Source organism: Streptomyces sp. NPDC104367, assembly GCF_055583825.1.
On record NZ_JBVJND010000013.1, the window covers coordinates 103,537 to 125,136 of the forward strand.

Consider the following 21,600-nt stretch of genomic DNA (forward strand, 5'->3'; position numbering starts at 1 on the left):
GACTACCCGCCAGTAGCAATTGCTGACAAGCTGTCTACGGCGTCCGCAGAAGTCCCAGCCGAGGAGCACTCATGTCCGCCACCGTCTCCTTCAAGGTCCCGGCCCCGCACGGGCAGCACGACGTGACCGTCTCCTACGCGCGTGTGGGCCGCGGGGAGCCGCTGGTCCTGCTGCACGGCATAGGGCATCACCGGCAGGCCTGGGACCCCGTGGTGGACATCCTCGCGACCGAGCGGGACGTGATCGCCGTGGACCTGCCCGGCTTCGGCGCCTCCCCCGGGCTGCCCGCCGGACTCTCCTACGGCCTGGAGACGACCAACTCCGTGCTCGGCGCCCTGTTCGAGGCCCTGGAACTGGACCGGCCGCACGTCGCGGGCAACTCGCTGGGCGGGCTGCTCGCCCTGGAGCTGGGCCGCGCGCAGCTCGTACGGTCCGTCACCGCGCTCTCCCCGGCCGGGTTCTGGTCGCAGGCCGAGCGCCGCTACGCCTTCGGCGTGCTGATCGCGATGCGCCGGATCGCGGAGCGGCTGCCGCTGCCCCTGGTCGAGCGGCTGTCCCGGAGCGCCGCCGGCCGGACGGCCCTCACCAGCACCATCTACGCCCGCCCGGCCCGCCGTTCACCCGAGGCCGTGGTCGCCGAGACGCTGGCGCTCGCGCGGGCCACCGGGTTCGCGGACACCCTGCGGGCGGGCTCCGCCGTGCAGTTCGCCGACGACGTCCCCGGCATCCCGGTCACCGTGGGCTGGGGCACCCGGGACATGCTGCTGGTGCGCCGGCAGGGCGTCCGCGCCAAACGGATCATCCCCAAGGCCCGCCTGGTCCGGCTCCCCGGCTGCGGCCACTGCCCGATGAACGACGACCCGTCACTCGTCGCCCGCGTCATCCTCGACGGCAGCCGCTGACCGAGAACCCCGACGGCCCACGCCTCCGCCGGACCGCCGAGCGGCGACCGGCTGGTGCTGGGATACGCGCAGCTGTCGCCGGCGCGGATCCGGGAGGGTGTGCGGCTCATGGCGGAGGCCTTCGACGGGTGGTGCCGTGCGACCGGTCAGTTGTTCACCCGCGGTTTGCGTGTGCGCTGCGGTGCCCCAGTAGTTGTGGCGGTGCACTGCCGGCCGGATCCCGTCCTGGAGGCCCTTTCATGTCCCTTTCGTTCCCCGCCCGCCGCAGCGTGCTGCGCGGCTCGCTCGCCGCGTCGGCGGCCCTGGCCCTGCCCACGGCGCTCGGTTCCGCGCCGGCGTTCGCACTGTCCGGGCGTCCCCGCGCGGACTGGGGCGTACAGGCGGGCGACGTGACCGCCGACTCCGGCCTGGTCTGGGTCCGTTCGGACCGGCCGGCCCGGATGGTCGTGGAGACCTCGGCCACCGAGTCGTTCCGGGGCGCCCGCAGGTGGCACGGCCCGCTGCTCGGTGCCGGCAGCGACTTCACCGGCACCACCCGGCTGCACGGGCTGCCGTCCGGCGAGCAGATCCACTACCGCGTGCTGCTCGCGGACCCCGACGACCCGCGCCGCACCGGCGAGCCGGTCACCGGCACCTTCCGGACGGCGTCCGCGCGCCGCCGCCAGGGCGTGCGGTTCGTGTGGTCCGGCGACCTGGCCGGACAGGGCTGGGGCATCAACGAGTCCATCGGCGGCTACCGCATCTTCGACGCCATGGCGAAACTGGACCCGGACTTCTTCCTGTGCAGCGGCGACAACATCTACGCCGACGGCGTGATCCCGACGGCCCAGGCCCTGCCCGACGGCAGCCTGTACCGCAACGTCACCTCCGAGGAGAAGTCGCACGTCGCGGTCACCCTGGACGACTTCCGCGGCAACTTCCGCTACAACCTGCTGGACCAGGCGCTGCGCCGGTTCAACGCCCAGGTGCCGAGCGTCATCCAGTGGGACGACCACGAAGTCCGCAACAACTGGTACCCGGGCGAGGTCATCGGCACCGGGACCGCCTACCCGGCCGGCACCAGGCTGGACGACATGGCGCTGCGCTCCCGGCGGGCGTTCTCCGAGTACTTCCCGATCTCCACCCTCGGCGACCGCCCGGACGGCCGGATCTACCGCGTCCACCACCACGGCCCGCTGCTGGACGTGTTCGTGCTGGACATGCGGACCTACCGCAACGCGAACTCCGCCGACGACCAGACGGCCGACCCGCAGGGCATCCTCGGCGCCGAGCAGCTGGAGTGGCTCAAGCGCGAGCTGTCCCGGTCGCGTGCGGTGTGGAAGGTCATCGCCGCGGACATGCCGCTCGGCCTGGTCGTGCCCGACGGCGTCGAGGGCGAGGCGAACTTCGAGGCCGTCGCCCAGGGCGACCCGGGCGCGCCGCTCGGCCGCGAGCTGCAGATCGCCGAGCTGCTGCGGTACGTCAAGCACCGGAGGATCACCGGCACGCTGTGGCTGACGGCCGACGTCCACCACACCTCGGCCCAGCACTACGACCCGTCACGGGCCGCGTTCACCGACTTCGAGCCGTTCTGGGAGTTCGTCTCCGGTCCGCTGAACGCCGGCGCCTTCCCGGCCAGCGCGCTGGACGGCACGTTCGGCCCCGACCGGGTGTTCGTCAAGGCGCCGACCGCCTCGAACGTGTCGCCCGCGGAGGGCTACCAGTTCTTCGGCGAGGTCGACATCGACGGCGGCAGCGGTGAACTGACGGTGCGGCTGCGCGAGTTCGACGGCACCGTGCTGTTCACGCGGACGCTGCGGCCGGGCCTGGTCGGCCAGTGACTCCCGTACGCTCCTCCCAGGGCCGCGCCCCGGCGTCATCCCCCGGTGCGCGGCCCTGCCGCGTTCCCGCAACTCGCCTGTCCACAGGGTGTTTTCGCAGGTCAGGGCCGATTGTCAGTGGCCGCCTCTACCGTTTTTCCCATGACGCGATCTTCCCAGGCCGTGGCTTATCGCCACCCCTCCGTGCTGCGCTCCGGCGCCGGCGGACGCCACCTCGGACTCGAGACCTCCCGGGGTGCGACACCCACCGGCGTCGAGGACCATCCGCGGTTCTTCGCGGGTTTCCTGACCTCACCCCAGGTGGCCGCGGCCGGGTTGCTCGCGGTGGCCGACGTGGCGGCGGCCCGGTACTACCAGCCGCAGCTGCGCGCCTCGCTGGACCCGGTGGTGACGGGCAACGGCGACCGGCTGCGCTTCGAGTCCTTCTCCGGCTGCGGCGGCGTGTACGCCCGGCTGGACGTGCTCGGCCCGGGTCTGGACGGCGGCGAGGTGGGCCACGGGACGACGAACGTCGACGTCAACAACCCGCTGCGGGAGGCGCTTTCCCGGCTGGGCTCGGACGACCCGCTGCATCTGCGCGTCGGCCCCGAGGAGCTGGCGGTGACCACGCTGGACGGCCCGGTGGTGGAGAAGAAGGTGCCGCTGCCGGACCGCTGGCTGCGCGGCTTCGCGGAGGCGCAGGTCGTGGCGGCCGGCTTCGACCTGCGGGCCGAGCTCCCGGCGGACGAGGCGGTGCGTTTCCTGCGCTCGCTCCCCCGCGGCGGCACCGCGCGCCGCGGCTCGGCGGGCCCGCGCTGGGTGGTGCCGGTGGGCCGGGGCCTGCGCCCGACGACCCGCCCGGTGCCGGGCGCGGTGTGCCTGCCCGGCCCGGAGCGGCTGGCCGCGCTCCAGCGGGTGCTGCGTCACGCGACCGCGCTGCGGGTGTACGGCCCGCACGGCGCCCTCCCGGCGACCGGGACGGCCGCCGCCTGGGAGGTCGTGCTGCCGGGCATGCGGCTGACGCTGACCCTGTCGCCCGACGCGGCCCGCGGGTTCTCCGGCGAGGGCGGTGTACTGGACGCGCTCGCCACCGACGAGGCCGCCGAGGACGCGGAGCTGGTGGCAGTGCTGCTGGCCTGGGAGCCACGGGTGGACCCGACCGATCTGGCCGCCGCCTCGGGCCTGACCCCGGAGCGGGTCCGGGCGGCCCTGATCCGCCTGGGCACCTCGGGGCGGGTAGGCTACGACACGGCGGAGGCCGCCTACTTCCACCGGGAACTGCCCTACGACGCCGGGCGCGTGGAGCGGCACAACCCCCGGCTGCGGTCGGCCCGGACACTGGTGGCCGCGGGTGCGGTGGCGGTGGACGGCGACCTCGGCACGGTGACCGCCGAGGACGGTCACACGCACCGGGTGCGGGACACGGCGGGGGTGCTGAGTTGCAGCTGCCTGTGGTGGGCGAAGTACCGGGGCGGGCGCGGACCGTGCAAGCACGCGCTGGCGGTGCGGATGGTGCGGCGGGGCGCCGGGGCGGGACAGGACGTGGCGGGGATCGGCGGGGGTGCGTGATGAGTGCGGTGCTGACGGCGGTGCAGGCGGGCCGGGCCGGGGAGACGGCCCTGCTGGTGAGGAAGCTGACGGACGCCGAACGACGTGCGCTGCTGCCGGAGTTGAAGAGGCTGCGCAAGGAGGTGCGGGACACGCCCTGGAACCGCCTGGACCGCCTCGGACGCAGGGGTCAGGCGCTCCAGGTGGCCGGGGCGATGTGTCACTCGGGGGCCGCGGCGGCCGCGACCTGGATCGCCTCGGCCGACCTGCGCGACCGGCAGGCGCCGGCGGACACCCTGCTGAAGGCGCTGGCCGACCGGGACCCCGGCTGGCAGGCCGATGTGGCCCGCCGGCTCGCCGCCCGGCCGGTCTCCGCGGACGTGCCGTTCGAGCTGATGGCGGGCCTGGTGCGCCGCTCCGGCTGCGAGGTCCCGGCGACGGAGGCCTATGTCGTCGGCTGGGTCCGGCACATCGGCCGCAACTGGGGACGCGTCCCCCTCGTCGACGTCCTGCGCGCCGAGCCGGACCTCGCGATCCTGGTGAACGGGCTGTTCGAGCTCTCCGACATCAGTGAGGTCCGCTGGCTGTTCGGCAGCACCGGTTCGTGGCAGAGCGCCCTCGCGGAGCTGACCGGGACGGGCGACCTGGACCGGGCGGGTGTCGTCGACGCGTGCGTCGCGCGGCTGCTGCGCGGCGGCGGCCCGTCCGACCACCAGATCTTCCTGCCGATGCTGGAGCGGCTCGCCCTCACCCGGGACGAGGAACGCGAGCGCGTCGCCGACTGGACGGTCCTGGCCCGCGACGCCGCCTCCCCGGTGGCCGCCCACGCCCAGTCGGTCCTCGCCGCCCTCGCGCTCGACGGCGGCCTGTCCTCACGGCTGCTGGCCGAGGCCTCCGAGGCGCTGCTGTTCCGCGCCGAGAAGAAGCTGGTGCGCGCCCAGCTGGTGCTGCTCGGCAAGGTGCTCGTCCATCACCCGGCCTCGGCGGCGGAGCTGCTGCCGGTGGTGGCCCAGGCCTTCGGCCACGAGGACACCCAGGTGCAGGAGCGGGCGCTGAAGCTGGTGGAGCGGCACGCGAAGCGGCTGGCCGACGATCCGGCGGCGCGGTCCGGGATCGCCGGCGCGGCCGAGCAGTTGAGCCCGTCCCTGCGGGTCCGGGCCGCCGACGCGCTGGGCCTGGCGCTCGCGCCGGCTCCCGAGGTGTACGAGGAGGTGCTGCCGCCCGTGCCGGAGCCGTTCCGGCTCGCACCGGCGCCGCGGACGGCGGTGGAACTCGCCGAGGAGGTCGGAGCCCTGCTGGCGTCCGACGGGGACGTGGCCGTGTTCGAGCGGGCGCTGGACGGTCTGGCCCGCCTCGCCCACCGCGACCGGGACGCCCTGCGCGAGGCCCTGGAACCGGTGGCGGCCACCCGGTGGTGGCGGACGTCCCAGACGCTCGGCCCACGCCATGCCGATCTCCACTTCGGCCCCGAGCGGCGCGGTCTCCTCGGCACCCGGGACGGCCTCGAACTGGTGCTGGCGTCGCTGTTCGGGGTCGTACGCACCACCACCCTGCTCGCCGGCCTGGAGCGCGGTCCGGACGGCGGCGAGTGCGCGCGGCACGCGTTCTCCCGGGTCCTCGACATCCGCTTCCGTGAACTGGCCCATCGCATACGGACCGACCCGCAGCCGCTGCTGCTGGCCACGCCGTCGTGGAGCACCGGCCTGCTGGAACCGGACGACCTCGTGGACCGGCTCGACACCTACCGCCGGCTCGGCGCCCGGGTGGGCGAGGCCGACTTCGCCCAGGCCCTGCTGCGGGTACGGCGCACGGACCGTCCGGCGGCCCTGGCCGCGGCCCGGCGCGCGAGCGGGCTCGGCACCCCGGAAGGCGAACGGCTCGCCCGCCGGCTGTCCGCGGGCGAGCCCGCCCTGCCCAGCTCCGCCCGCCGGGGGTCGCGTCCGCGCATCCTGGTCGAGTGCGGCGAGGTCCTGGAACTCCAGGGCGACCTCCCCGAGGCGTTCCGGCGGCTCGGCCGGCCGTTCACGGTGTCCGACGCCGTCCGCTACTGCCACCACTGGGGCCAGGACGACCACCGGCACTGGCTGGCCGCCCTCCCGGAGCTGCGTGAACTGGTCGCCGTGCGGCTGGTGCACGACGTCTCCGAGGCCGCCGTGGACGACCACCAGGGCATGGCCGCCGCCCTTCCGGTGCTCGCCGAGTCCGGCGGCACGGCGGGCGAGAGCACGCATCTGTGCCTGGCGTACGGGCTGGGGGCCCGGCATCCCGAGGACCGGCTGGCCGCGGTGGACGCGCTGCTGGTGCTGGCCGCGCGGGAGCAGCTCGACCCGGCACGGCTGGGCGCCGACCTGGCCCAGCTGGTCCGGCGCGGTGCGGTGAAGCCACTGCGGGTCGCCGACGCGGCGCGGACGGCCGCGGCCACCGGGGCGCACGCGACGACCTGGGCCGTGCTCCGGCACACCCTGCCGCTGCTGCTGGCCGACTTCGCGACGGCGGGCACCACCGGCGCGGCCCGCGGGCTCGGTGAGCTGCTCACGGTCGCGGCCGAGTGCGCCGAGCGGTCCGGGGCGCGCGGGGAGGTGCCCCATCTCTCCGCAACGGCGGCCCGGCACGGCTCGTCCCGGCTGGTGCTCCAGGCCCGCCGGCTGCGGGACACGCTGGCCGAGGAGAAGGCAGAAAGCGCAACAAAGGGAGCGTAAGCACGCTTTACCCGTCGGTCACAGAGAGTTCGTGATCACGCAACACCGTTCCTTCACAGTGGGTTGCATGAATCGAGACATGTCTGATGTGACACGCACGCGGAACGGCCGCCCCGTGCACCACTGGCGGCGGGACGTCGTCGAACTCGCCGCGCTGTTCACGGCCGTCGCGGTGGCGGACGCGGTGGCGAACCTGGTCGGGCACGGGCCCGACGGTCCGGTGCTGCTGGTGATCTCGGCGCTGGTGCTGGCGGCCACCGCGGGCTTCCACGTCTGGTGGGCGAGGCGCCCAGGTCACGCACCTCCGGTGACGGATACCGATACCGGCGCCCGGCCGGCCGCCGCCCGGGCGGGCCGGGCCGGGGCCGGCACGGACGCCTCGGGGACCCCGGTGGCCCCGAGCACGCTGTGGCGGCTGCGGACGACGGTGCGGGACGAGCCGGGTTCGCTGGCGGCACTGTGCACCTCGCTCGCCGGGCACCGGGGGGACATCCTGAGCCTCCAGACGCATCCGCTGGCCGACGGCACGGTGGACGAGTTCCTGCTCCGGACGCCGGGCGAACTGACCGCCGGCGAGATCACCCGGGCGGTGGCGCTGGCCGGGGGCACGGACACCTGGATCGAGCGGGCCGACGCGCACGACCTGGTGGACGCGCCGACCCGGGTCCTGGGCCTGGCCACCCGAACCGCCCTCGACGCGGCGGAACTTCCGCTGGCACTCCGGCAGTTGTTGGGACGGTGCACGATCCGTTCACTCCCCGCCCACCCGGTCGGCGGGGCCCGGCGCCCCGAGGCGGTCCCCGTCGAAGGAGTGCTGGAGGACACCGTGATGCGACTGCGCGCACCGGAAGGCGGAGTGATCACCGTGGAGCGGCCGTATCTGCCGTTCACACCCACCGAGTTCGCGCGGGCGCGGGCGCTGGTGGAGCTGGACGCCCGGCTCGGCCCGCGCATCCCGCGCGGCCAGGACGTGCTCACGCTGCCCGAGGGCAACGCGATCACCGTGCGCCGGGCCGACACCGGAGACCTGGCGGAGGCCAGGGCGATGCACGAGCGCTGCTCGGCACGCACCCTGGGGCTGCGCTACCACGGGCCGGTCGGGGACGCGGACCGCTATCTGAACCACCTGCTCAGCCCGCGGTTCGGCCGGACGCTTGCCGTGCAGACCGCGGCGGGCCGGATCGTCGGCCTGGGCCACCTGCTGTGGGACGGCGACGAGACCGAGGTCGCGCTGCTCGTCGAGGACGACTGGCAGCGGCGCGGCATCGGGGGCGAACTGCTGCGCCGGCTGGTGCGGATGGCCGTCGAGGCGGGCTGCGAGAGCGTGTACGCGGTGACGCAGGCGTCCAACACCGGGATGGTGGCCGCGATGCGGGCGCTGGAGCTGCCGCTCGACTACCAGATCGAGGAGGGGACGCTCGTCATCACCGCGCGGCTGGCGGCGGTTCCGGCGGAGCCGGGGGACGCGGTGGGAGTGATGGGGACGGCCGGGCCTCAGGGGAGGAACGAAGCGCCGTAAGGGGTGGGGGCTGTGTGACGGCTGCGGGCGGGTGGTGGCTGGTCGCGCAGCTCCCCGCGCCCCCTGGGGGCGCTCTACAGCGCCCCCAGGGCCCGGTCCAGGTCGGCCCACAGGTCGTCCACGTCTTCCAGACCCACCGACAGGCGCAGGAGTCCGTCGCTCACCCCGGCGTCGCGTCGGTCGGCCGCGTCCACGATGCGGTGGCTGATGGACGCCGGGTGCTGGATGAGGGTGTCGACGCTGCCGAGGCTGACGGCCGGGGTGACCAGCCGTACCCGGGAGACGACCTCGTGCGGGTCGTCGTACACCTCGAAGGCGATCATCGCGCCGCCCAGGCGCGGGTAGCGGACGCGGGCGACGCGCGGGTCGGCGGTGAGGCGGCGGGCCAGTTCGGCGGCGGTGGCGGAGGCGGCGCGGACCCGGACCGGGAGGGTGGAGAGGCCGCGCAGCAGCAGGTAGCCGGCGAGCGGGTGCAGGACGCCGCCGGTCGCGAAACGTATCCGTCTGAGCTGCCCGGCGAACTCCTCGTCGCAGGCGACCGCCCCGGCCATGACGTCGCCGTGGCCGCCGAGATACTTGGTGGCGCTGTGCAGCACCAGCCCGGCCCCGTGCTCGGCGGGGCGTTGCAGCACGGGCGTGGCGAAGGTGTTGTCGGCGAGCAGCGGGACCGTGCCGCAGGCGTGGGCGACCGCGCGCAGGTCGAGTTCGGCGAGGGTCGGGTTGGCCGGTGACTCGACCAGCACCAGCCCGGTGTCGGGGCGCAGCGCGTCGGTGATGCCGGCCGGGTCGGTCCAGGTGACCTCGGTGCCGAGGAGCCCGGCGGTCAGGAGGTGGTCGCTGCACCCGTACAGGGGCCGTACGGCGACGACATGGCGCAGGCCGGCCGCCGCGCGGGCCAGGAGGACGGCGGTCAGGGCGGCCATGCCGCTGGCGAAGGCGACCGCGGACGCGGTGCCCTCCAGCCGGGCGAGGGCGGTCTCGAAGCGGGCGACCGTCGGGTTGCCGAGCCGGCCGTAGACCGGGGGTCCCGTGGGGTCCACGCCGTCGGCGGCGAAGGCGTCGACGCGGGCGGCCTCGGCGCGGCTGTCGTACGACGGGTAGGTGGTGGACAGGTCGATCGGCGGGGCGTGCAGGCCCTGGCGGGCGAGGTCGTCGCGGCCGGCGTGCACGGCCTCGGTGGCCAGGGCGCGCGGGGCGCCGGATACGTGGTCACGGATGCTCACGGAGTCCATGCCGCAAGGGTGAACACCGGCCGGGCCGTCCGGGCGCTACACCGTGTTACGTTCGGGCCATGGCCGATTCCGTCGTACTGGATCCGGTGGATCTGCATCTGCTGCGGCTGCTGCAGAACGACGCCCGGACCACCTACCGCGATCTCGCCGCCCAGGTGGGTGTGGCGCCGTCGACCTGTCTGGACCGGGTGGCCCGGCTGCGCCGCAGCGGGGTGATCCTCGGCCACCGGCTAAAGCTCGATCCGGCCAGGCTCGGGCGGGGGCTGGAGGCGCTGCTGTCGGTCCAGGTCAGACCGCATCGGCGGGAGTTGGTCGGGCCGTTCGTGGAGCGGATCAGGGCGCTGCCGGAGTCGCGGACGGTGTTCCACCTCACCGGTCCCGACGACTACCTCGTCCATGTGGCCGTGGCGGACATGGCGGACCTGCAGCGGCTGGTCCTGGACGGGTTCACCTCCCGTCGCGAAGTGGCCCGGGTGGAGACCCGGTTGATCTTCCAGCAGTGGGACTGCGGGCCGCTGCTGCCGCCTACGCCGTCGGCTCAATCCCAGTGACGCGCGGCGGTCCCCCGTACGAGGATGGACCGCATGTCACAGACCAACAGCCCGCTCCCCCGCCAGGTCGCCGACACCTTCGTCGACGAACTCATCGCCCTCGACCCGATCACCGGTACGTTCCTCGGCGTCAAAGAGTGTTCGAGCCGTCTGCCCGACACCTCCCCGGCCGGTGACGAAGCGCTCGCCCGGCTGCGGCGCTCCACCCTCGCCAGGCTCGACGAGGCGGAACGGCAGCCGGGCGCGGACAGCGACATCGAGCGTCGGTGCGCCCGGCTGCTGCGCGAACGGCTCACCGCCTCGCAGGCCGTGCACGAGGCGGACGAGGGCCTGCGGTCGGTCAGCAACCTGAGCTCGGTCGCGCACGCGGTGCGCCAGGTCTTCACCGTGACGCCGACGGCCACCGAGGAGGACTGGGCGGCCGTCGCCGAACGGCTGCGCGCGGTGCCGGCCGCGCTGGAGGGCTACCGGCAGTCCCTCGAACTCGGCCTGGAACGGAAGCTGTACGCGGGCCCGCGGGCCACCGCCACCTTCGTCGGACAGCTCGGCGAGTGGTCCGACACGGGCGACGGCCGCGGCTGGTTCGAGCAGTTCGCGGCGGCCGGCCCGGAGTCGTCGCGCGGCGAGCTGGACGCGGCGGGCCGTTCCGCCACCGAGGCGGTCGCGGCGCTGCGGGACTGGATGCGGGACGTGTACGCGCCGGCCGTCGAGGGCGCGCCGGACGTGGTGGGCCGGGAGCGGTACGCGCGCTGGGTCCGCTACTTCAACGGCACGGACCTGGACCTGGACGAGGCGTACGCGTACGGCTGGTCGGAGTACCACCGGATCCTCGGCGAGATGAGGGCCGAGGCGGAGAAGATCCTGCCCGGCGCCGAGACGCCGTGGGTGGCGCTGGCCCACCTGGACGAGCACGGCACCCACATCGAGGGCGTCGACGAGGTGCAGCGCTGGCTGCAAGGCGTGATGGACGAGGCCATCGAGAAGCTCGACGGCACCCACTTCGACCTGGCCGAGCGGGTCCGCCGGGTCGAGTCCCGGATCGCTCCGCCCGGCAGCGCGGCGGCGCCGTACTACACGCCCCCGTCGGACGACTTCTCCCGCCCCGGCTGCACCTGGCTGCCGACCATGGGCCAGACCCGGTTCCCGGTGTACGACCTGGTCTCGACCTGGTACCACGAGGGCGTGCCCGGCCACCACCTCCAGCTGGCGCAGTGGAAGCACATCGCCGAGAACCTCTCCCGCTACCAGGCAGGCGTGGGCATGGTGAGCGCCAACGCGGAGGGCTGGGCGCTGTACGCGGAGCGGCTCATGGACGAGCTGGGCTTCCTCACCGACCCGGAGCGGCGCCTCGGCTACCTGGACGCGCAGATGATGCGGGCCGCGCGGGTCATCATCGACATCGGCATGCACCTGGAGCTGACGATCCCGGACGACTCTCCCTTCCACCCCGGGGAGCGCTGGACGCCCGCGCTGGCCCAGGAGTTCTTCGGGTCGCACAGCAGCCGCCCGGCGGACTTCGTGGAGAGCGAGCTGACCCGCTACCTGTCCATGCCGGGCCAGGCCATCGGCTACAAGCTGGGCGAGCGGGCCTGGCTGCTGGGCCGGGAGAAGGCCCGCGAACGCCACGGCGACGACTTCGACCTCAAGACCTGGCACATGGCCGCCCTGTCCCAGGGCTCACTGGGCCTCGACGACCTGGTGGACGAACTGTCGCGGCTCTGACGGCGGGCCGGCTCTGCCGTTCGGGTGTGCTCCGGTGGCGGGGGACGGTCGCAGGCGGCTTGCTGGTGCCGGGAACACCGGCACCAGGAGGCGAGCCGCGCATGCAGAGATCCGCTCCCCCGCGGCAGCCGTTGCAGACACCGCGGGCCGCCGGGGTGGCCGGGATCGTCTTCGCGGTGCTGCTCGCGGCGGCGATCGTGCTGATCCGGCTGGGGCTGCCCGAGGGCGCGGACGCGGTCACCGCGCAGGGGTTCACCGACGCCACCCGGCGCGACGCCGTGCACGCGGCGCTGACGCTGGTGCCGTTCGCCGGGATCTGCTTCCTCTGGTTCGTCGGCGTCGTCCGCGCCCATGTCGGGGACGGGGAGGACCGGTTCCTCGCCACCGTGTTCCTCGGCAGCGGGCTGGTCTTCACGGCCACGATGTTCGGCGCGGCCGCCGCCGCGGCGGCGGTGCTGGACACCGCGCGTCCCCAGGGCGCCACGCCCTCGCTGCCCACCTGGGACTTCGGCCGGCACTTCGCGTACACGCTGATGACCGGGTACGCGATGCGGATGGCGGCCGTCTTCACCTGCTCCACGTCGGTGATCGGCCACCGCCTGGGCGTCCTGCCGCGCTGGCTGACGGCGCTGGGCTTCCTGACCTCGCTGGTGCTGCTGTTCGTCTCGTCCGCCGTACCCTGGGCCGAACTGGTCTTCCCGGGCTGGTCGCTGCTGCTCAGCTCCTACATCGTCGTGGTCAGCTTCCGGCGGCCCGGCTGAGGCGGCCGGGGGCTCACCCGATCGGCAGGCCCCGGCGGGCGGGCCCGGGTCCGGGCTCCCATGCTGGCGTGCGGGGACCCGACCACCGGAAGGGCGAGCCATGATGCGCCTCGTCGTCGATCTCAACAGATGCCAGGGGTACGCGCAGTGCGCGTTCCTCGCTCCGGACGTCTTCACCATGCACGGCGAGGAGTCCCTCGTCTACAGCCCGCGCGCCGAGGAGGAGCAGCGGGAGCGGCTGGCCCGCGCGGTGGCCGCGTGCCCGGTGCAGGCGATCACGGCCGACGGCCTGGACGGGGTGTCGGGAGGGACGTCCGATGCCGCCCGCTGACTATCTCGACTGGCTCCGGCGCGAGGGCCGGATCGTGGTCGTGGGTGCCTCGCTGGCGGGTCTGCGGGGCGCCGAGACGCTGCGCGAGGAGGGCTTCGCCGGCGAACTCACCATGATCGGCGACGAGCCGTACGAGCCGTACGACCGGCCGCCGCTGTCCAAGGGCGTGCTGCTCGGCAAGGCGGCCCCGCACCACACCGAGCTGCCGCACCGCCGGGAGATCGACGCGAAGTGGCGCCTGGGCGTGGCGGCGACCGGGCTCGACATGGAGGCGAAGCGGGTACGGCTGGCGGACGGCGACGAGGTCGAGTACGACCGGCTGCTGATCGCCACCGGGGTCCGGGCACGGCCCTGGCCCAGGGAGGAGGAGGCCCGGCTGGACGGCGTCTTCACCCTGCGCACCCGGGACGACGCGGCCGCGCTGCTGCGCCGGATGAAGGCCGGACCGCGCCGGGTGTTCGTGATCGGCGCCGGGTTCACCGGCTCGGAGATCGCCTCGGCCTGCCGGGAACAGGACATCCCCGTGACCGTGGCGGAGCGCGCGGGCGCGCCGCTGGTGGGCGCCCTGGGCGGGGTGATCGGCGCGGTCGCCGCCGAGATGCACCGCGAGAACGGGGTGGACCTGCGCACCGGGGTCATGGTCACCGCGCTGGAGGGCGATCCGGCCGGGCGGGTGCGGGCGGTGCACCTGTCGGACGAGTCGGTGGTCGAGGCGGACGTGGTGATCGTGTCGCTCGGCGCGGTCCGCAACACCGACTGGCTGGCCGGGTCGGGGCTGGGCGCCGGGCCCCGGGGCATCGCCTGCGACGCGGGCTGCCGTGCCTTCGACTTCCGGGGCATCGTCACCGACGACATCTTCGTGGCCGGTGACGTCGCCCGCTCCCCGCACGCGCTCTTCGGCTACCAGTTCCTGTCCCTGGAACACTGGGGCAACGCGGTCGCGCAGGCCGAGACCGCGGCGCACAACATGATCAGCCCGAGCGCGGAACGCAGGCCGCACCTGTGGGTGCCTGCGTTCTGGTCCTCGCAGTTCGGGGTGAACATCAAGTCGGTCGGGGTACCGCCGATGGGCGACCAGATCATGATCACCCAGGGGTCGCTGGCCGAGCGCCGGTTCGTCGGGGTGTACGGCCACAAGGGCCGCACGATCGCCGCGGTGAGCTTCGACAACACGCGGTGGCTGGAGTTCTACCAGCGGGAGATCGAGAAGGGCGCGCCGTTCCCGGTGGAGTTCCCGACGGTGGACCGCCGGCCCGAGGGACGGGTGCCGGTCGGCGCCGACTTCCCGGACCCGGCCCTGCCGACGCACGCCCCGATGGTCACCCTCAGCGGCTACTCGCCCACGGACCAGCAGCTGGTCTTCCACCCCGCCCGCAACTGACCGCCACCCGGCCCCGACGCTCCGAGGACCTGTCATGACGCACGTCTCGATGCTGCGCCAGATCACCGACTTCGCGAACCGCGCCAACCCGTACCCGCTGTACGAGGAACTCCGCAAGACGCCGGTGCTGCACGAGGAGGAGGACGGCCCCTACCTCATCAGCTCCTACCACGACATCGAGGCCCTGCTGCACGATCCGCGGATCAGCTCGGACGCCGCCAACCTGGCCGCCGTCGGGGAGGACGAGCTGTCCGGCCCGGAGGCGACCGGGCTGCCGCCGAGCTTCATCCGGATGGACCCGCCGGAGCACGACCGGCTGCGCAGGATCGCCAACAGCTCCTTCGGCCCGCCGCACCGGCCGCGCCGGATCGACGACATGCGCGGTCAGCTGGAGGACGTCGTCACCGAGCTGATCGACGGTCTCGGGGACGCCCGGGAGTTCGACCTGGTCGACCAGGTCGCCTATCCCTTCCCGGTCACCGCGATCTGCCGGGTGCTCGGTGTGCCGCGCGAGGACGAACCCCGCTTCCGGGCCTGGGTCGACCCGATCGTGGCCGGTCTGGACCCCGACACCCGGACCGCCGCCGACTCCGAGAAGACGGCGCAGGAGGCCCGGCTCCAGCTCGGCATGTACCTCAACGGGCTGGTGGAGCAGCGCGCCAGGGAGCCGCGCGACGACATGCTGTCGGACCTGGTGAACAGCAAGGGCCCGGACGGCTCGATGACGACCATGGAGGTGCTGAGCACGGCGGTGCTGCTGCTCATCGCGGGCCACGAGACGACCGTCAACCTCATCACCAACGGCATGCTCACCCTGCTGCGGCACCCGGAGGTCCTGGCGCGGCTGCGCGAGGACCCGGGCCTTTCGGTGCGGATCGTGGAGGAGCTGCTGCGCTACGAGCCGCCGGTCCAGCTGCTGCCGCAGCGCACCTGCATCGCCGACATCGAGGTGCACGGGGTGACCATTCCGAAGGGCTCGCGCATCTGGCTCGTGCTGGGTGCGGGCAACCGGGACCCGCACCGCTTCACGGACCCGGACCGCTTCGACCCGGACCGGCAGGACATCCAGCACCTCGGCTTCGGCAGCGGCATCCACAGCTGTTTCGGCGCCCCGCTGGCCCGGATCGAGGCCCAGCTCGCGCTGGCCCAGCTGGCCCGCCGGCTGGACAACCCGCGGCTGGTCGAGGACCCGCCGCCGTATCGGCAGAACGCGGTGCTGCGCGGTCCGCGTCACCTCAACATCGCGGTGGACGGTGTGAGGTGACGGACAGTCAGTTCGTGAGCTTGCGCAACTGGACCAGACCGAGCCAGGTTTCCGGGCCGGGTCTGGTGTAGGCGGCGCGCACCGCGTAGGTGCCGGGCTCCAGCGGGACGCGCAGCCGGTCGCCGCCCTCGATGTCGCCGCCGGGCCAGGCGGAGTCGAACAGGACCACGGGGCCCGGCACCTGCCAGCGGATCTCGTTCTCCCAGACGGCGCTGTCGAGGGCGGCCGGCACCTGGGCCAGCAGCTCGTCCTCGGAGTTCGCGGCGGACCAGCGGACGAAGGTGCCGTGGTCCGGCAGGAAGGACGTCGCGGCCGGTTCGTCGCCGAGGACGAGCGCGGCGCTGTCCCCGACGGGGAGCAGTCCGACGTAGCCGTCGACCTCGCAGGCGCGGTCGTAGTCGGTGGCCAGGTCCTCGCTGTCGGCTCCGGCCCAGAACGGCAGGACCGTCTCCGGGACCGCCACCAGCGGGCCGCCGCCCGACTCCACCCACTCCACCGCGCCTGGATCCGCATCACGAGTCATGGGGTGAACCTACACGGACAGCGACGGCACAGGTTCGCCTCCGGGAATCAGCAACCGCAGTCGCCGTCGACGGGGGCGGTCAGCGGGTCCGGGTCCCGGCGCTCGCGCCCCTGCCAGGTCTCGAACTCGAAGCCCTCGCGCGTCCAGTACTCGAACCCGCCGAGCATCTCCTTGACCCGGTAGCCGAGTTCGGCCAGCGCGAGGGCGGCGCGGGTGGCGCCGTTGCAGCCGGGCCCCCAGCAGTAGGTCACCACGGGCACCTCCGGGTCGAGGAGGGCCGCGGCCTGCTCGGGGACCAGCGCGGTGGGCAGGTGGACGGCGCCGGGGACGTGGCCCTGGTCCCAGGACTCGGTGGAGCGGGAGTCCACGACGACGAAGCCGGGGTCGCCGCCGGCGGCGAGGGCCGCGGCCACGTCAGAGACGTCGGCGTAGAGGGCGAGACTCGTGCGGAAGTGGGCGGCGGCCTCGGCGGGGGCGGCCGGGGCCACGCGCAGTACGGGGCTGGTGGTCGTCACGGTCATGTCGGGCCCTTCCCTCACGGCCGCCGGGTCGGCGGCACGACTCGATGACCAGAAATCTACGGCCGGTGATCCGCCGTCCTGAAGGCGTGATCCCCGGCCCCCGCCTTGTCCGGCCGGGGATTCCCTGTTATCCATCACCCATGACCGCGTTTTCCCCGGACGCCACCGACTGGCGCATTCTCGACGTCCTCCAGCGCGAGGGGCGGGCCAGCTTCGCCGAGCTGGCGCGTGCCGTCGCGATGTCCCCGAGCGCGGTGACCGAACGGGTGCGCCGCCTGGAGGAGGCGGGGGTCATCCAGGGGTACGCGGCGGTGGTCGACCCGGAGCGCCTCGGCCTGCCCATCCTCGCCTTCGTGCGGCTCCGGTACCCGAACGGCAACTACAAGCCGTTCCACGACCTGGTCGCCGTCACGCCCGAGATCCTGGAGGCGCACCACGTCACGGGCGACGACTGCTTCGTCATCAAGGTCACCGCCCGCTCGATGCGCCACCTGGAGGAGGTCTCCGGCAGGATCGGCACCCTCGGCTCGGTGACGACGAGCGTCGTCTACTCCTCCCCGCTCCCCCGCCGCGCCATCGGCACCTAGCGCCATCGGCACCCGGCCGGTCAGACCCCGCGCTGCCGCAGCGCCGAGCCCGACCGGCTCTTGACCACCTCCAGCTGGGCGTGGACACGGCGGCGCAGGTCGGCGACGTGGCTGACGATGCCCACGCTGCGGTCGCGTTCGCGCAGCGAGTCGAGGACGTCGAGGACCTCGTCCAGGGTCTGGTCGTCGAGGCTGCCGAAGCCCTCGTCGATGAAGAGGGTGTCGAGCCGGACCCCGCCGGCCTCGTCGGTGACGACGTCCGCGAGGCCGAGGGCGAGCGCCAGGGAGGCGAAGAAGGTCTCGCCGCCGGAGAGGGTCGCGGTGTCGCGCTCGCGCCCGGTCCACGCGTCGACGACGTGCAGGCCGAGACCGCTGCGGCCGCGCCCGGTGCGGTCGTCGGAGTGGACGAGGGTGTAGCGGCCGGAGGACATCCGCCGCAGGCGTACGGTCGCGGCGGCGGCGACCTGTTCCAGACGGGCGGCCAGGACGTACGACTCCAGGCGCATCCTGCGCTCGTTGTCGGCGGAGGTGCCCGCGGTGAGGCCGGCCAGCCGGGCGACCCGGTCGTACTCCTCGCGCAGCGGGGCGAGCCGTCGTACGCCCTCGGTGGCGCGGGCGGAGAGCCGGTCCAGCTCGGTGCAGCGGCGGGCGGCCCGGTCGCGGGCCGAGACGGCGTCCCGCAGCCGCCGCGCCGCGGCGCCGGCGGTGCGCTGCGCCGTCTCCAGGTCCGCGGGCGGCCGCTGGGCGGCGGCCGCGGTGTCCGCCTCCGCCAGCACCGCGCGCACCGCCGCCTCCTCGGACTGCCAGTCGTCCAGGCGCCGTTGGAGCTCACGGTGGGCGGTGTCGTCGAGCAGGGCGGCGGCCGCGGTATGCGGGGTGTCGAAACCGGCGCGGTAGGCGGCGTCGGCCAGCCGGGCGTCGGCGTCCTTCAGATGCCGGGCGGTCTCCTCGGCGGCGCGTGCGGTGTCGGCGGCGTCGGTGAGCAGCGCCACCTGCCGCTCCAGCTGGGCGGCCCGCGCCGCCACGCTCCCGGCGCTTCCCCTGGCCTTGGCCAACTCCTCTTCCAGCGAGGCCTGTTCCGCGTCGAGGGTGTCGCGCCGGGTCAGTCGTGAGGCGGCCCGGATCTCGGCCTGCTGCCGGTCGGCGAGCCGTCGCTCGCGCTCCTGCCCGGCCAGCCGCAGCTCCTCGTGCGCCGCGTGCAGGACGGAGCCGGCCCGCCGGGCCCGGGCGTACTCCTGCTCCAGTTCGTCGGCCTGGGCGGCGAGTTGGGCAGTGGGTGTGTCGCCCGCCTCGGCGGACGCGGCGGCCAGCGCCTCCCGCACGGTCGCCAGGCGCTGTTCCTCCTCGGCGCGCCGCCCGTCGGCGCGCTGGAAGGCGGCCTGCGCCCGCTCCTCGGCCTCGCGATCGACATGGCCGGCGAACTTCCGTGCGGGCGCCGGGTGTTCGGTGGCCCCGCAGACGGCGCACGGCTCACCGTCGTTGAGGTGCGCGGCGAGTTCGGCGGCGATGCCGGTCAGCCGCTGCTCCTTGAGGTCGAGCCAGTGCGTCCGGGCGTCGGCGGCCCGGTCCGCGGCGTCGAGGGCCGTGCGCCGCGCGTCGTCGGTGTCCCGGGCCAGTTCGTCCCGCAGCCGCGCCGCCTGCGTCCGCCGGCGCGCGGGTTCGCGCTGCACGGCGAGCTGCTCGGCGCGGGTCGCGGCCTCCTGGGCGGAGTCGATACGGGACTGCAACCCGGTACGCGCGGTGTCCCAGTCGGTGAGCCAGCCCTCGGCCTCGCGCAGCACGCCCTCGTCGGCGCGCTCCTGCCGGTCCAGGCGCCCGCGTTCCCCGACGACCTCGGTGAGCCGCAGTTCGGCACGGCGCGCGGACTCCAGGCCGCCCAGTTCCTCGGCGGCCCTGCGGGCGGCGGCCGCGAGCCCCGCGGTACCGGCGCCGGCGAAGGTGTCCGGCAGCAGTGCCCGTGCGCGTGCCTCGGCGTCGGCCGCCGTGCGCCGCCCGGCCTCGGCGTCCTCCCGCAGTCTCAGTGCCGGCGCCACCAGCTCCGCCTTGCGCGCCCGTTCCATCCGCGCCTGGGCCTCGCGGTGCGCCCCGGCCCGCTCCTCCAGCCGCGCCGCCCGTCCTCGTGCCTCGGTGAACCTGCCCTGGAGCCGGGCGAGTTCGCGTACGCCGGTCAGTGCGTGGTCGGCGGCGGCCTGGGCGGACTCGGCGGCGCCGAGCCGGCAGTGGGCCTGGGCGAGGTGCTCGCGGGCGGTGCTGCGGGCGACGGCGGCGGCGCCGAGGACGGCCTCGGCAAGGCCGGGCTCGCCCGGCTCCAGCTCCGGCAGCTCCATCGCGTCGCCGGCTTCCTGCTGCATGCGGTGCGCGTCGGCCAGCAGCGCCAGGTCGCCCTCGCGCACCCGGGCCTCGGTGGTCCTGCGCCGTTCGGCGAGGCGCTTCTCGACGTCGGCGAAGCGCTGGGTGTCGAAGAGGCGGCCGAGCAGCTGGCCGCGGGCCGCGGCGTCCGCGCGCAGGAAGCGGGCGAAGTCGCCCTGGGGCAGCAGGACGACCTGGCAGAACTGCTCGCGGCTCATGCCGAGCAGCTGGGTGATCTCCTCGCCGATCTCCTGGTGCGAGCGGCTGAGGTCCTTCCAGACCCCGGCCGTGGCGTCGTACTCGCGCAGCCAGGTCTGTGCCTTGTCCAGGGTGGTGCCGGTGCCGCGCTTCTTGGGGCGCTCCCGGGGCGGCTGCCGGGTGATCTCCAACCGGCGTCCGGCGACGGTGAGTTCGAGGCGGACCTCGGTGCGGGTGGCGGGGTCGGCGTGGTCGCTGCGCAGGGTGAGGCCCTGGCCGCTCTGGCGGGCGCCGGGGACGGTGCCGTAGAGCGCGTAGCAGACGGCGTCCAGGACGGAGGTCTTGCCGGCGCCGGTCGGGCCGTGCAGGAGGAAGAGCCCGGCGGAGGAGAGCGCGGCGAAGTCGACGCTCTGGGTGGCGCCGAAGGGGCCGAAGGCGGTGATGCCGAGCCGGTGGAGCCTCACTGGGCGACCTCCCGCACCGCGTCGAACGCCTCGCCCAGCACGGCCAGTTCGCGTGCGTCGGGGCCCGCGCCGCGCACATGGGCGACGAAGTCCTCGGCGATCTGCCGGTCGGTGCGGCCGGCCAGGCGGCGGGCGTAGGAGACGTCGGGGTCGTCCGGGGCGCGGTCGGGGGCGAAGACCAGGCTGAGGGTGTGCGGGAAGCGGTCGGTGAGGCGGGCCATGGGGTCGGCGGGGCGGACCGGGTCGGTGAGAGTGGCCTCGATCCAGGCGTCCTCGTGCCGGGTCAGGGCGGGGTCGGCGAGCAGTTCCTCCAGGGTGCCGCGGACGCGGGCCAGCGGGCGCGGCACCGGGCACTCCAGGCGCTCGGCGGTGAGGGCGCCGTCGGCGGCGAGGTCGAGGAGCCACATGCTCTTGCGGTGGTCGGTCTCGGAGAAGGAGTACGCGAGCGGGGAGCCGGAGTAGCGGACGCGTTCGGTGATCGTCTGGCAGCCGTGCAGATGGCCGAGGGCCACGTAGTCGACGCCGTCGAAGACACCGGCCGGGACGGCGGCGACCCCGCCGACGGTGATGTCCCGCTCGCTGTCGCTGGCCTCGCCGCCGGTGACGAAGGCGTGTGCGAGGACGACGGAGCGGGTGCCGGGGGCGCGGGCGGCCAGGTCGGCGCGGACCCGGTCCATGGCGGCGGCGAGCACGGCCTCGTGCCCGGCCCTGTCGACCGCGAACTCGTCCTTGACCAGGGCCGGTTCGAGGTACGGCAGGCCGTAGAAGGCGACGTCGCCGAAGGCGTCGGTGAGGACGACGGGGGTGGAGCAGGCGGCGGGCTCGGTGCGCAGGTGGATGCCGGCGCGGTCGATGAGTCCGGCGCCGACGCCGAGGCGGCGGGCCGAGTCGTGGTTGCCGGAGATCATCACCGTGGGCACGCCGAGGTCGGCGAGCCGGTGCAGGGCGTCGTCGAACAGCTCGACGGCGGCCAGCGGGGGCACCGCGCGGTCGTAGACGTCTCCCGAGACGACCACGGCGTCGACGGCGTGCTCGCGCACGGTCGTGACCAGGTGGGCGATGAAGCCGGCCTGGGCGCCGAGCATGTTCACCCGGTGGAAGGCCCGCCCGAGGTGCCAGTCGGAGGTGTGCAGGATCCTCAAGACGCCGCTCCGACCCGCATGTCTCCCCTTGCCTCGCCCTGGACCCGGCGCCGGGCCCTCATGGCCCTCACCTTCAGCACCGACCACGCTAACCCCTGCGGGCACCT

17 protein-coding genes are annotated in these 21,600 nt (G+C 74.4%); 12 read left to right on the plus strand and 5 right to left on the minus strand.

The window, feature by feature from the left end; genetic code table 11:
* Positions 1-71: 71 nt before the first annotated feature.
* The 5 genes from ACZ619_RS20945 to ACZ619_RS20965 all read left to right on the plus strand — a co-directional run bounded on the left by ACZ619_RS20945 (position 72) and on the right by ACZ619_RS20965 (position 8,467).
* Entirely contained in the window at positions 72-902 is an 831-nt protein-coding gene (locus ACZ619_RS20945; protein ID WP_469600888.1) for an alpha/beta fold hydrolase, read from the plus strand.
* Between the two features lie 239 nt (positions 903-1,141).
* The gene (locus ACZ619_RS20950; RefSeq protein ID WP_469600890.1) at positions 1,142-2,722 is read left to right on the plus strand and encodes an alkaline phosphatase D family protein; all 1,581 of its coding nucleotides are present in this window, start codon (positions 1,142-1,144) and stop codon (positions 2,720-2,722) included.
* 141 nt (positions 2,723-2,863) lie between these two features.
* Positions 2,864-4,270: an SWIM zinc finger family protein gene (locus ACZ619_RS20955; protein ID WP_469600893.1), complete on the plus strand. Its 1,407-nt coding sequence runs from the start codon at positions 2,864-2,866 to the stop codon at positions 4,268-4,270.
* A complete protein-coding gene (locus tag ACZ619_RS20960) occupies positions 4,270-6,948 on the plus strand; it encodes a DUF7825 domain-containing protein (RefSeq protein ID WP_469600897.1) in 2,679 nt (892 codons plus the stop codon). The genes ACZ619_RS20955 and ACZ619_RS20960 overlap by 1 nt, the downstream gene beginning before the upstream one ends.
* Before the next feature lie 79 nt (positions 6,949-7,027).
* Complete coding sequence (locus ACZ619_RS20965) at positions 7,028-8,467, plus strand: GNAT family N-acetyltransferase (RefSeq protein ID WP_469600899.1); 1,440 nt, start codon at positions 7,028-7,030, stop codon at positions 8,465-8,467.
* A 74-nt stretch (positions 8,468-8,541) separates the two neighbouring features.
* On the opposite strand, the gene ACZ619_RS20970 is transcribed toward ACZ619_RS20965, so the two are convergent.
* Positions 8,542-9,699, minus strand: coding sequence for a trans-sulfuration enzyme family protein (locus ACZ619_RS20970; protein ID WP_469600901.1), 1,158 nt, complete (start codon positions 9,697-9,699; stop codon positions 8,542-8,544).
* A gap of 59 nt (positions 9,700-9,758) precedes the next feature.
* Here ACZ619_RS20970 and ACZ619_RS20975 point away from each other — a divergent pair, with 59 nt between their 5' ends.
* From ACZ619_RS20975 to ACZ619_RS21000, 6 genes are all read left to right on the plus strand, one after another.
* Entirely contained in the window at positions 9,759-10,250 is a 492-nt protein-coding gene (locus ACZ619_RS20975; protein WP_469600904.1) for an Lrp/AsnC family transcriptional regulator, read from the plus strand.
* A 33-nt stretch (positions 10,251-10,283) separates the two neighbouring features.
* On the plus strand, positions 10,284-11,972 hold the full coding sequence (locus ACZ619_RS20980) for a DUF885 domain-containing protein (protein WP_469600906.1): 1,689 nt from the start codon (positions 10,284-10,286) through the stop codon (positions 11,970-11,972).
* Between the two features lie 101 nt (positions 11,973-12,073).
* Positions 12,074-12,733, plus strand: coding sequence for a hypothetical protein (locus ACZ619_RS20985; RefSeq protein ID WP_469600909.1), 660 nt, complete (start codon positions 12,074-12,076; stop codon positions 12,731-12,733).
* 103 nt (positions 12,734-12,836) lie between these two features.
* Positions 12,837-13,064, plus strand: coding sequence for a ferredoxin (locus tag ACZ619_RS20990; protein ID WP_469601236.1), 228 nt, complete (start codon positions 12,837-12,839; stop codon positions 13,062-13,064).
* Positions 13,051-14,445, plus strand: a complete 1,395-nt coding sequence (locus tag ACZ619_RS20995; RefSeq protein WP_469600912.1) for an NAD(P)/FAD-dependent oxidoreductase — start codon at positions 13,051-13,053, stop codon at positions 14,443-14,445. The genes ACZ619_RS20990 and ACZ619_RS20995 overlap by 14 nt, the downstream gene beginning before the upstream one ends.
* Positions 14,446-14,479: 34 nt before the next feature.
* A complete protein-coding gene (locus ACZ619_RS21000) occupies positions 14,480-15,709 on the plus strand; it encodes a cytochrome P450 (RefSeq protein WP_469600915.1) in 1,230 nt (409 codons plus the stop codon).
* Positions 15,710-15,716: 7 nt separating this feature from the next.
* Here ACZ619_RS21000 and ACZ619_RS21005 read toward each other — a convergent pair whose 3' ends face one another.
* Both ACZ619_RS21005 and ACZ619_RS21010 read right to left on the minus strand, forming a co-directional pair.
* The gene (locus ACZ619_RS21005) at positions 15,717-16,232 is read right to left on the minus strand and encodes an immunity 21 family protein (RefSeq protein WP_469600917.1); all 516 of its coding nucleotides are present in this window, start codon (positions 16,230-16,232) and stop codon (positions 15,717-15,719) included.
* Positions 16,233-16,279: 47 nt separating this feature from the next.
* On the minus strand, positions 16,280-16,753 hold the full coding sequence (locus tag ACZ619_RS21010; RefSeq protein WP_469600919.1) for a rhodanese-like domain-containing protein: 474 nt from the start codon (positions 16,751-16,753) through the stop codon (positions 16,280-16,282).
* Positions 16,754-16,893: 140 nt separating this feature from the next.
* Here ACZ619_RS21010 and ACZ619_RS21015 point away from each other — a divergent pair, with 140 nt between their 5' ends.
* Positions 16,894-17,340 (plus strand): Lrp/AsnC family transcriptional regulator, encoded by a 447-nt coding sequence (locus ACZ619_RS21015; protein WP_469600922.1) that lies wholly within the window; start codon positions 16,894-16,896, stop codon positions 17,338-17,340.
* Between the two features lie 20 nt (positions 17,341-17,360).
* Here ACZ619_RS21015 and ACZ619_RS21020 read toward each other — a convergent pair whose 3' ends face one another.
* The gene (locus ACZ619_RS21020; protein ID WP_469600924.1) at positions 17,361-20,351 is read right to left on the minus strand and encodes an AAA family ATPase; all 2,991 of its coding nucleotides are present in this window, start codon (positions 20,349-20,351) and stop codon (positions 17,361-17,363) included.
* Positions 20,348-21,493: an exonuclease SbcCD subunit D gene (locus tag ACZ619_RS21025; RefSeq protein ID WP_469600926.1), complete on the minus strand. Its 1,146-nt coding sequence runs from the start codon at positions 21,491-21,493 to the stop codon at positions 20,348-20,350. Before ACZ619_RS21025 ends, ACZ619_RS21020 begins: the two co-directional genes overlap by 4 nt.
* Positions 21,494-21,600: the final 107 nt, after the last annotated feature.

What these genes read in the sequence shown, in the direction of transcription:
- ACZ619_RS20945 (WP_469600888.1), top strand. Translation starts at nt 72, where the DNA reads ATGTCCGCCACCGTCTCCTTCAAGGTCCCGGCCCCGCACGGGCAGCAC.
- ACZ619_RS20950 (WP_469600890.1), top strand. Translation starts at nt 1,142, where the DNA reads ATGTCCCTTTCGTTCCCCGCCCGCCGCAGCGTGCTGCGCGGCTCGCTC.
- ACZ619_RS20955 (WP_469600893.1), top strand. Translation starts at nt 2,864, where the DNA reads ATGACGCGATCTTCCCAGGCCGTGGCTTATCGCCACCCCTCCGTGCTG.
- ACZ619_RS20960 (WP_469600897.1), top strand. Translation starts at nt 4,270, where the DNA reads ATGAGTGCGGTGCTGACGGCGGTGCAGGCGGGCCGGGCCGGGGAGACG.
- ACZ619_RS20965 (WP_469600899.1), top strand. Translation starts at nt 7,028, where the DNA reads ATGTCTGATGTGACACGCACGCGGAACGGCCGCCCCGTGCACCACTGG.
- ACZ619_RS20970 (WP_469600901.1), bottom strand. Translation starts at nt 9,699, where the DNA reads ATGGACTCCGTGAGCATCCGTGACCACGTATCCGGCGCCCCGCGCGCC.
- ACZ619_RS20975 (WP_469600904.1), top strand. Translation starts at nt 9,759, where the DNA reads ATGGCCGATTCCGTCGTACTGGATCCGGTGGATCTGCATCTGCTGCGG.
- ACZ619_RS20980 (WP_469600906.1), top strand. Translation starts at nt 10,284, where the DNA reads ATGTCACAGACCAACAGCCCGCTCCCCCGCCAGGTCGCCGACACCTTC.
- ACZ619_RS20985 (WP_469600909.1), top strand. Translation starts at nt 12,074, where the DNA reads ATGCAGAGATCCGCTCCCCCGCGGCAGCCGTTGCAGACACCGCGGGCC.
- ACZ619_RS20990 (WP_469601236.1), top strand. Translation starts at nt 12,837, where the DNA reads ATGCGCCTCGTCGTCGATCTCAACAGATGCCAGGGGTACGCGCAGTGC.
- ACZ619_RS20995 (WP_469600912.1), top strand. Translation starts at nt 13,051, where the DNA reads ATGCCGCCCGCTGACTATCTCGACTGGCTCCGGCGCGAGGGCCGGATC.
- ACZ619_RS21000 (WP_469600915.1), top strand. Translation starts at nt 14,480, where the DNA reads ATGACGCACGTCTCGATGCTGCGCCAGATCACCGACTTCGCGAACCGC.
- ACZ619_RS21005 (WP_469600917.1), bottom strand. Translation starts at nt 16,232, where the DNA reads ATGACTCGTGATGCGGATCCAGGCGCGGTGGAGTGGGTGGAGTCGGGC.
- ACZ619_RS21010 (WP_469600919.1), bottom strand. Translation starts at nt 16,753, where the DNA reads ATGACCGTGACGACCACCAGCCCCGTACTGCGCGTGGCCCCGGCCGCC.
- ACZ619_RS21015 (WP_469600922.1), top strand. Translation starts at nt 16,894, where the DNA reads ATGACCGCGTTTTCCCCGGACGCCACCGACTGGCGCATTCTCGACGTC.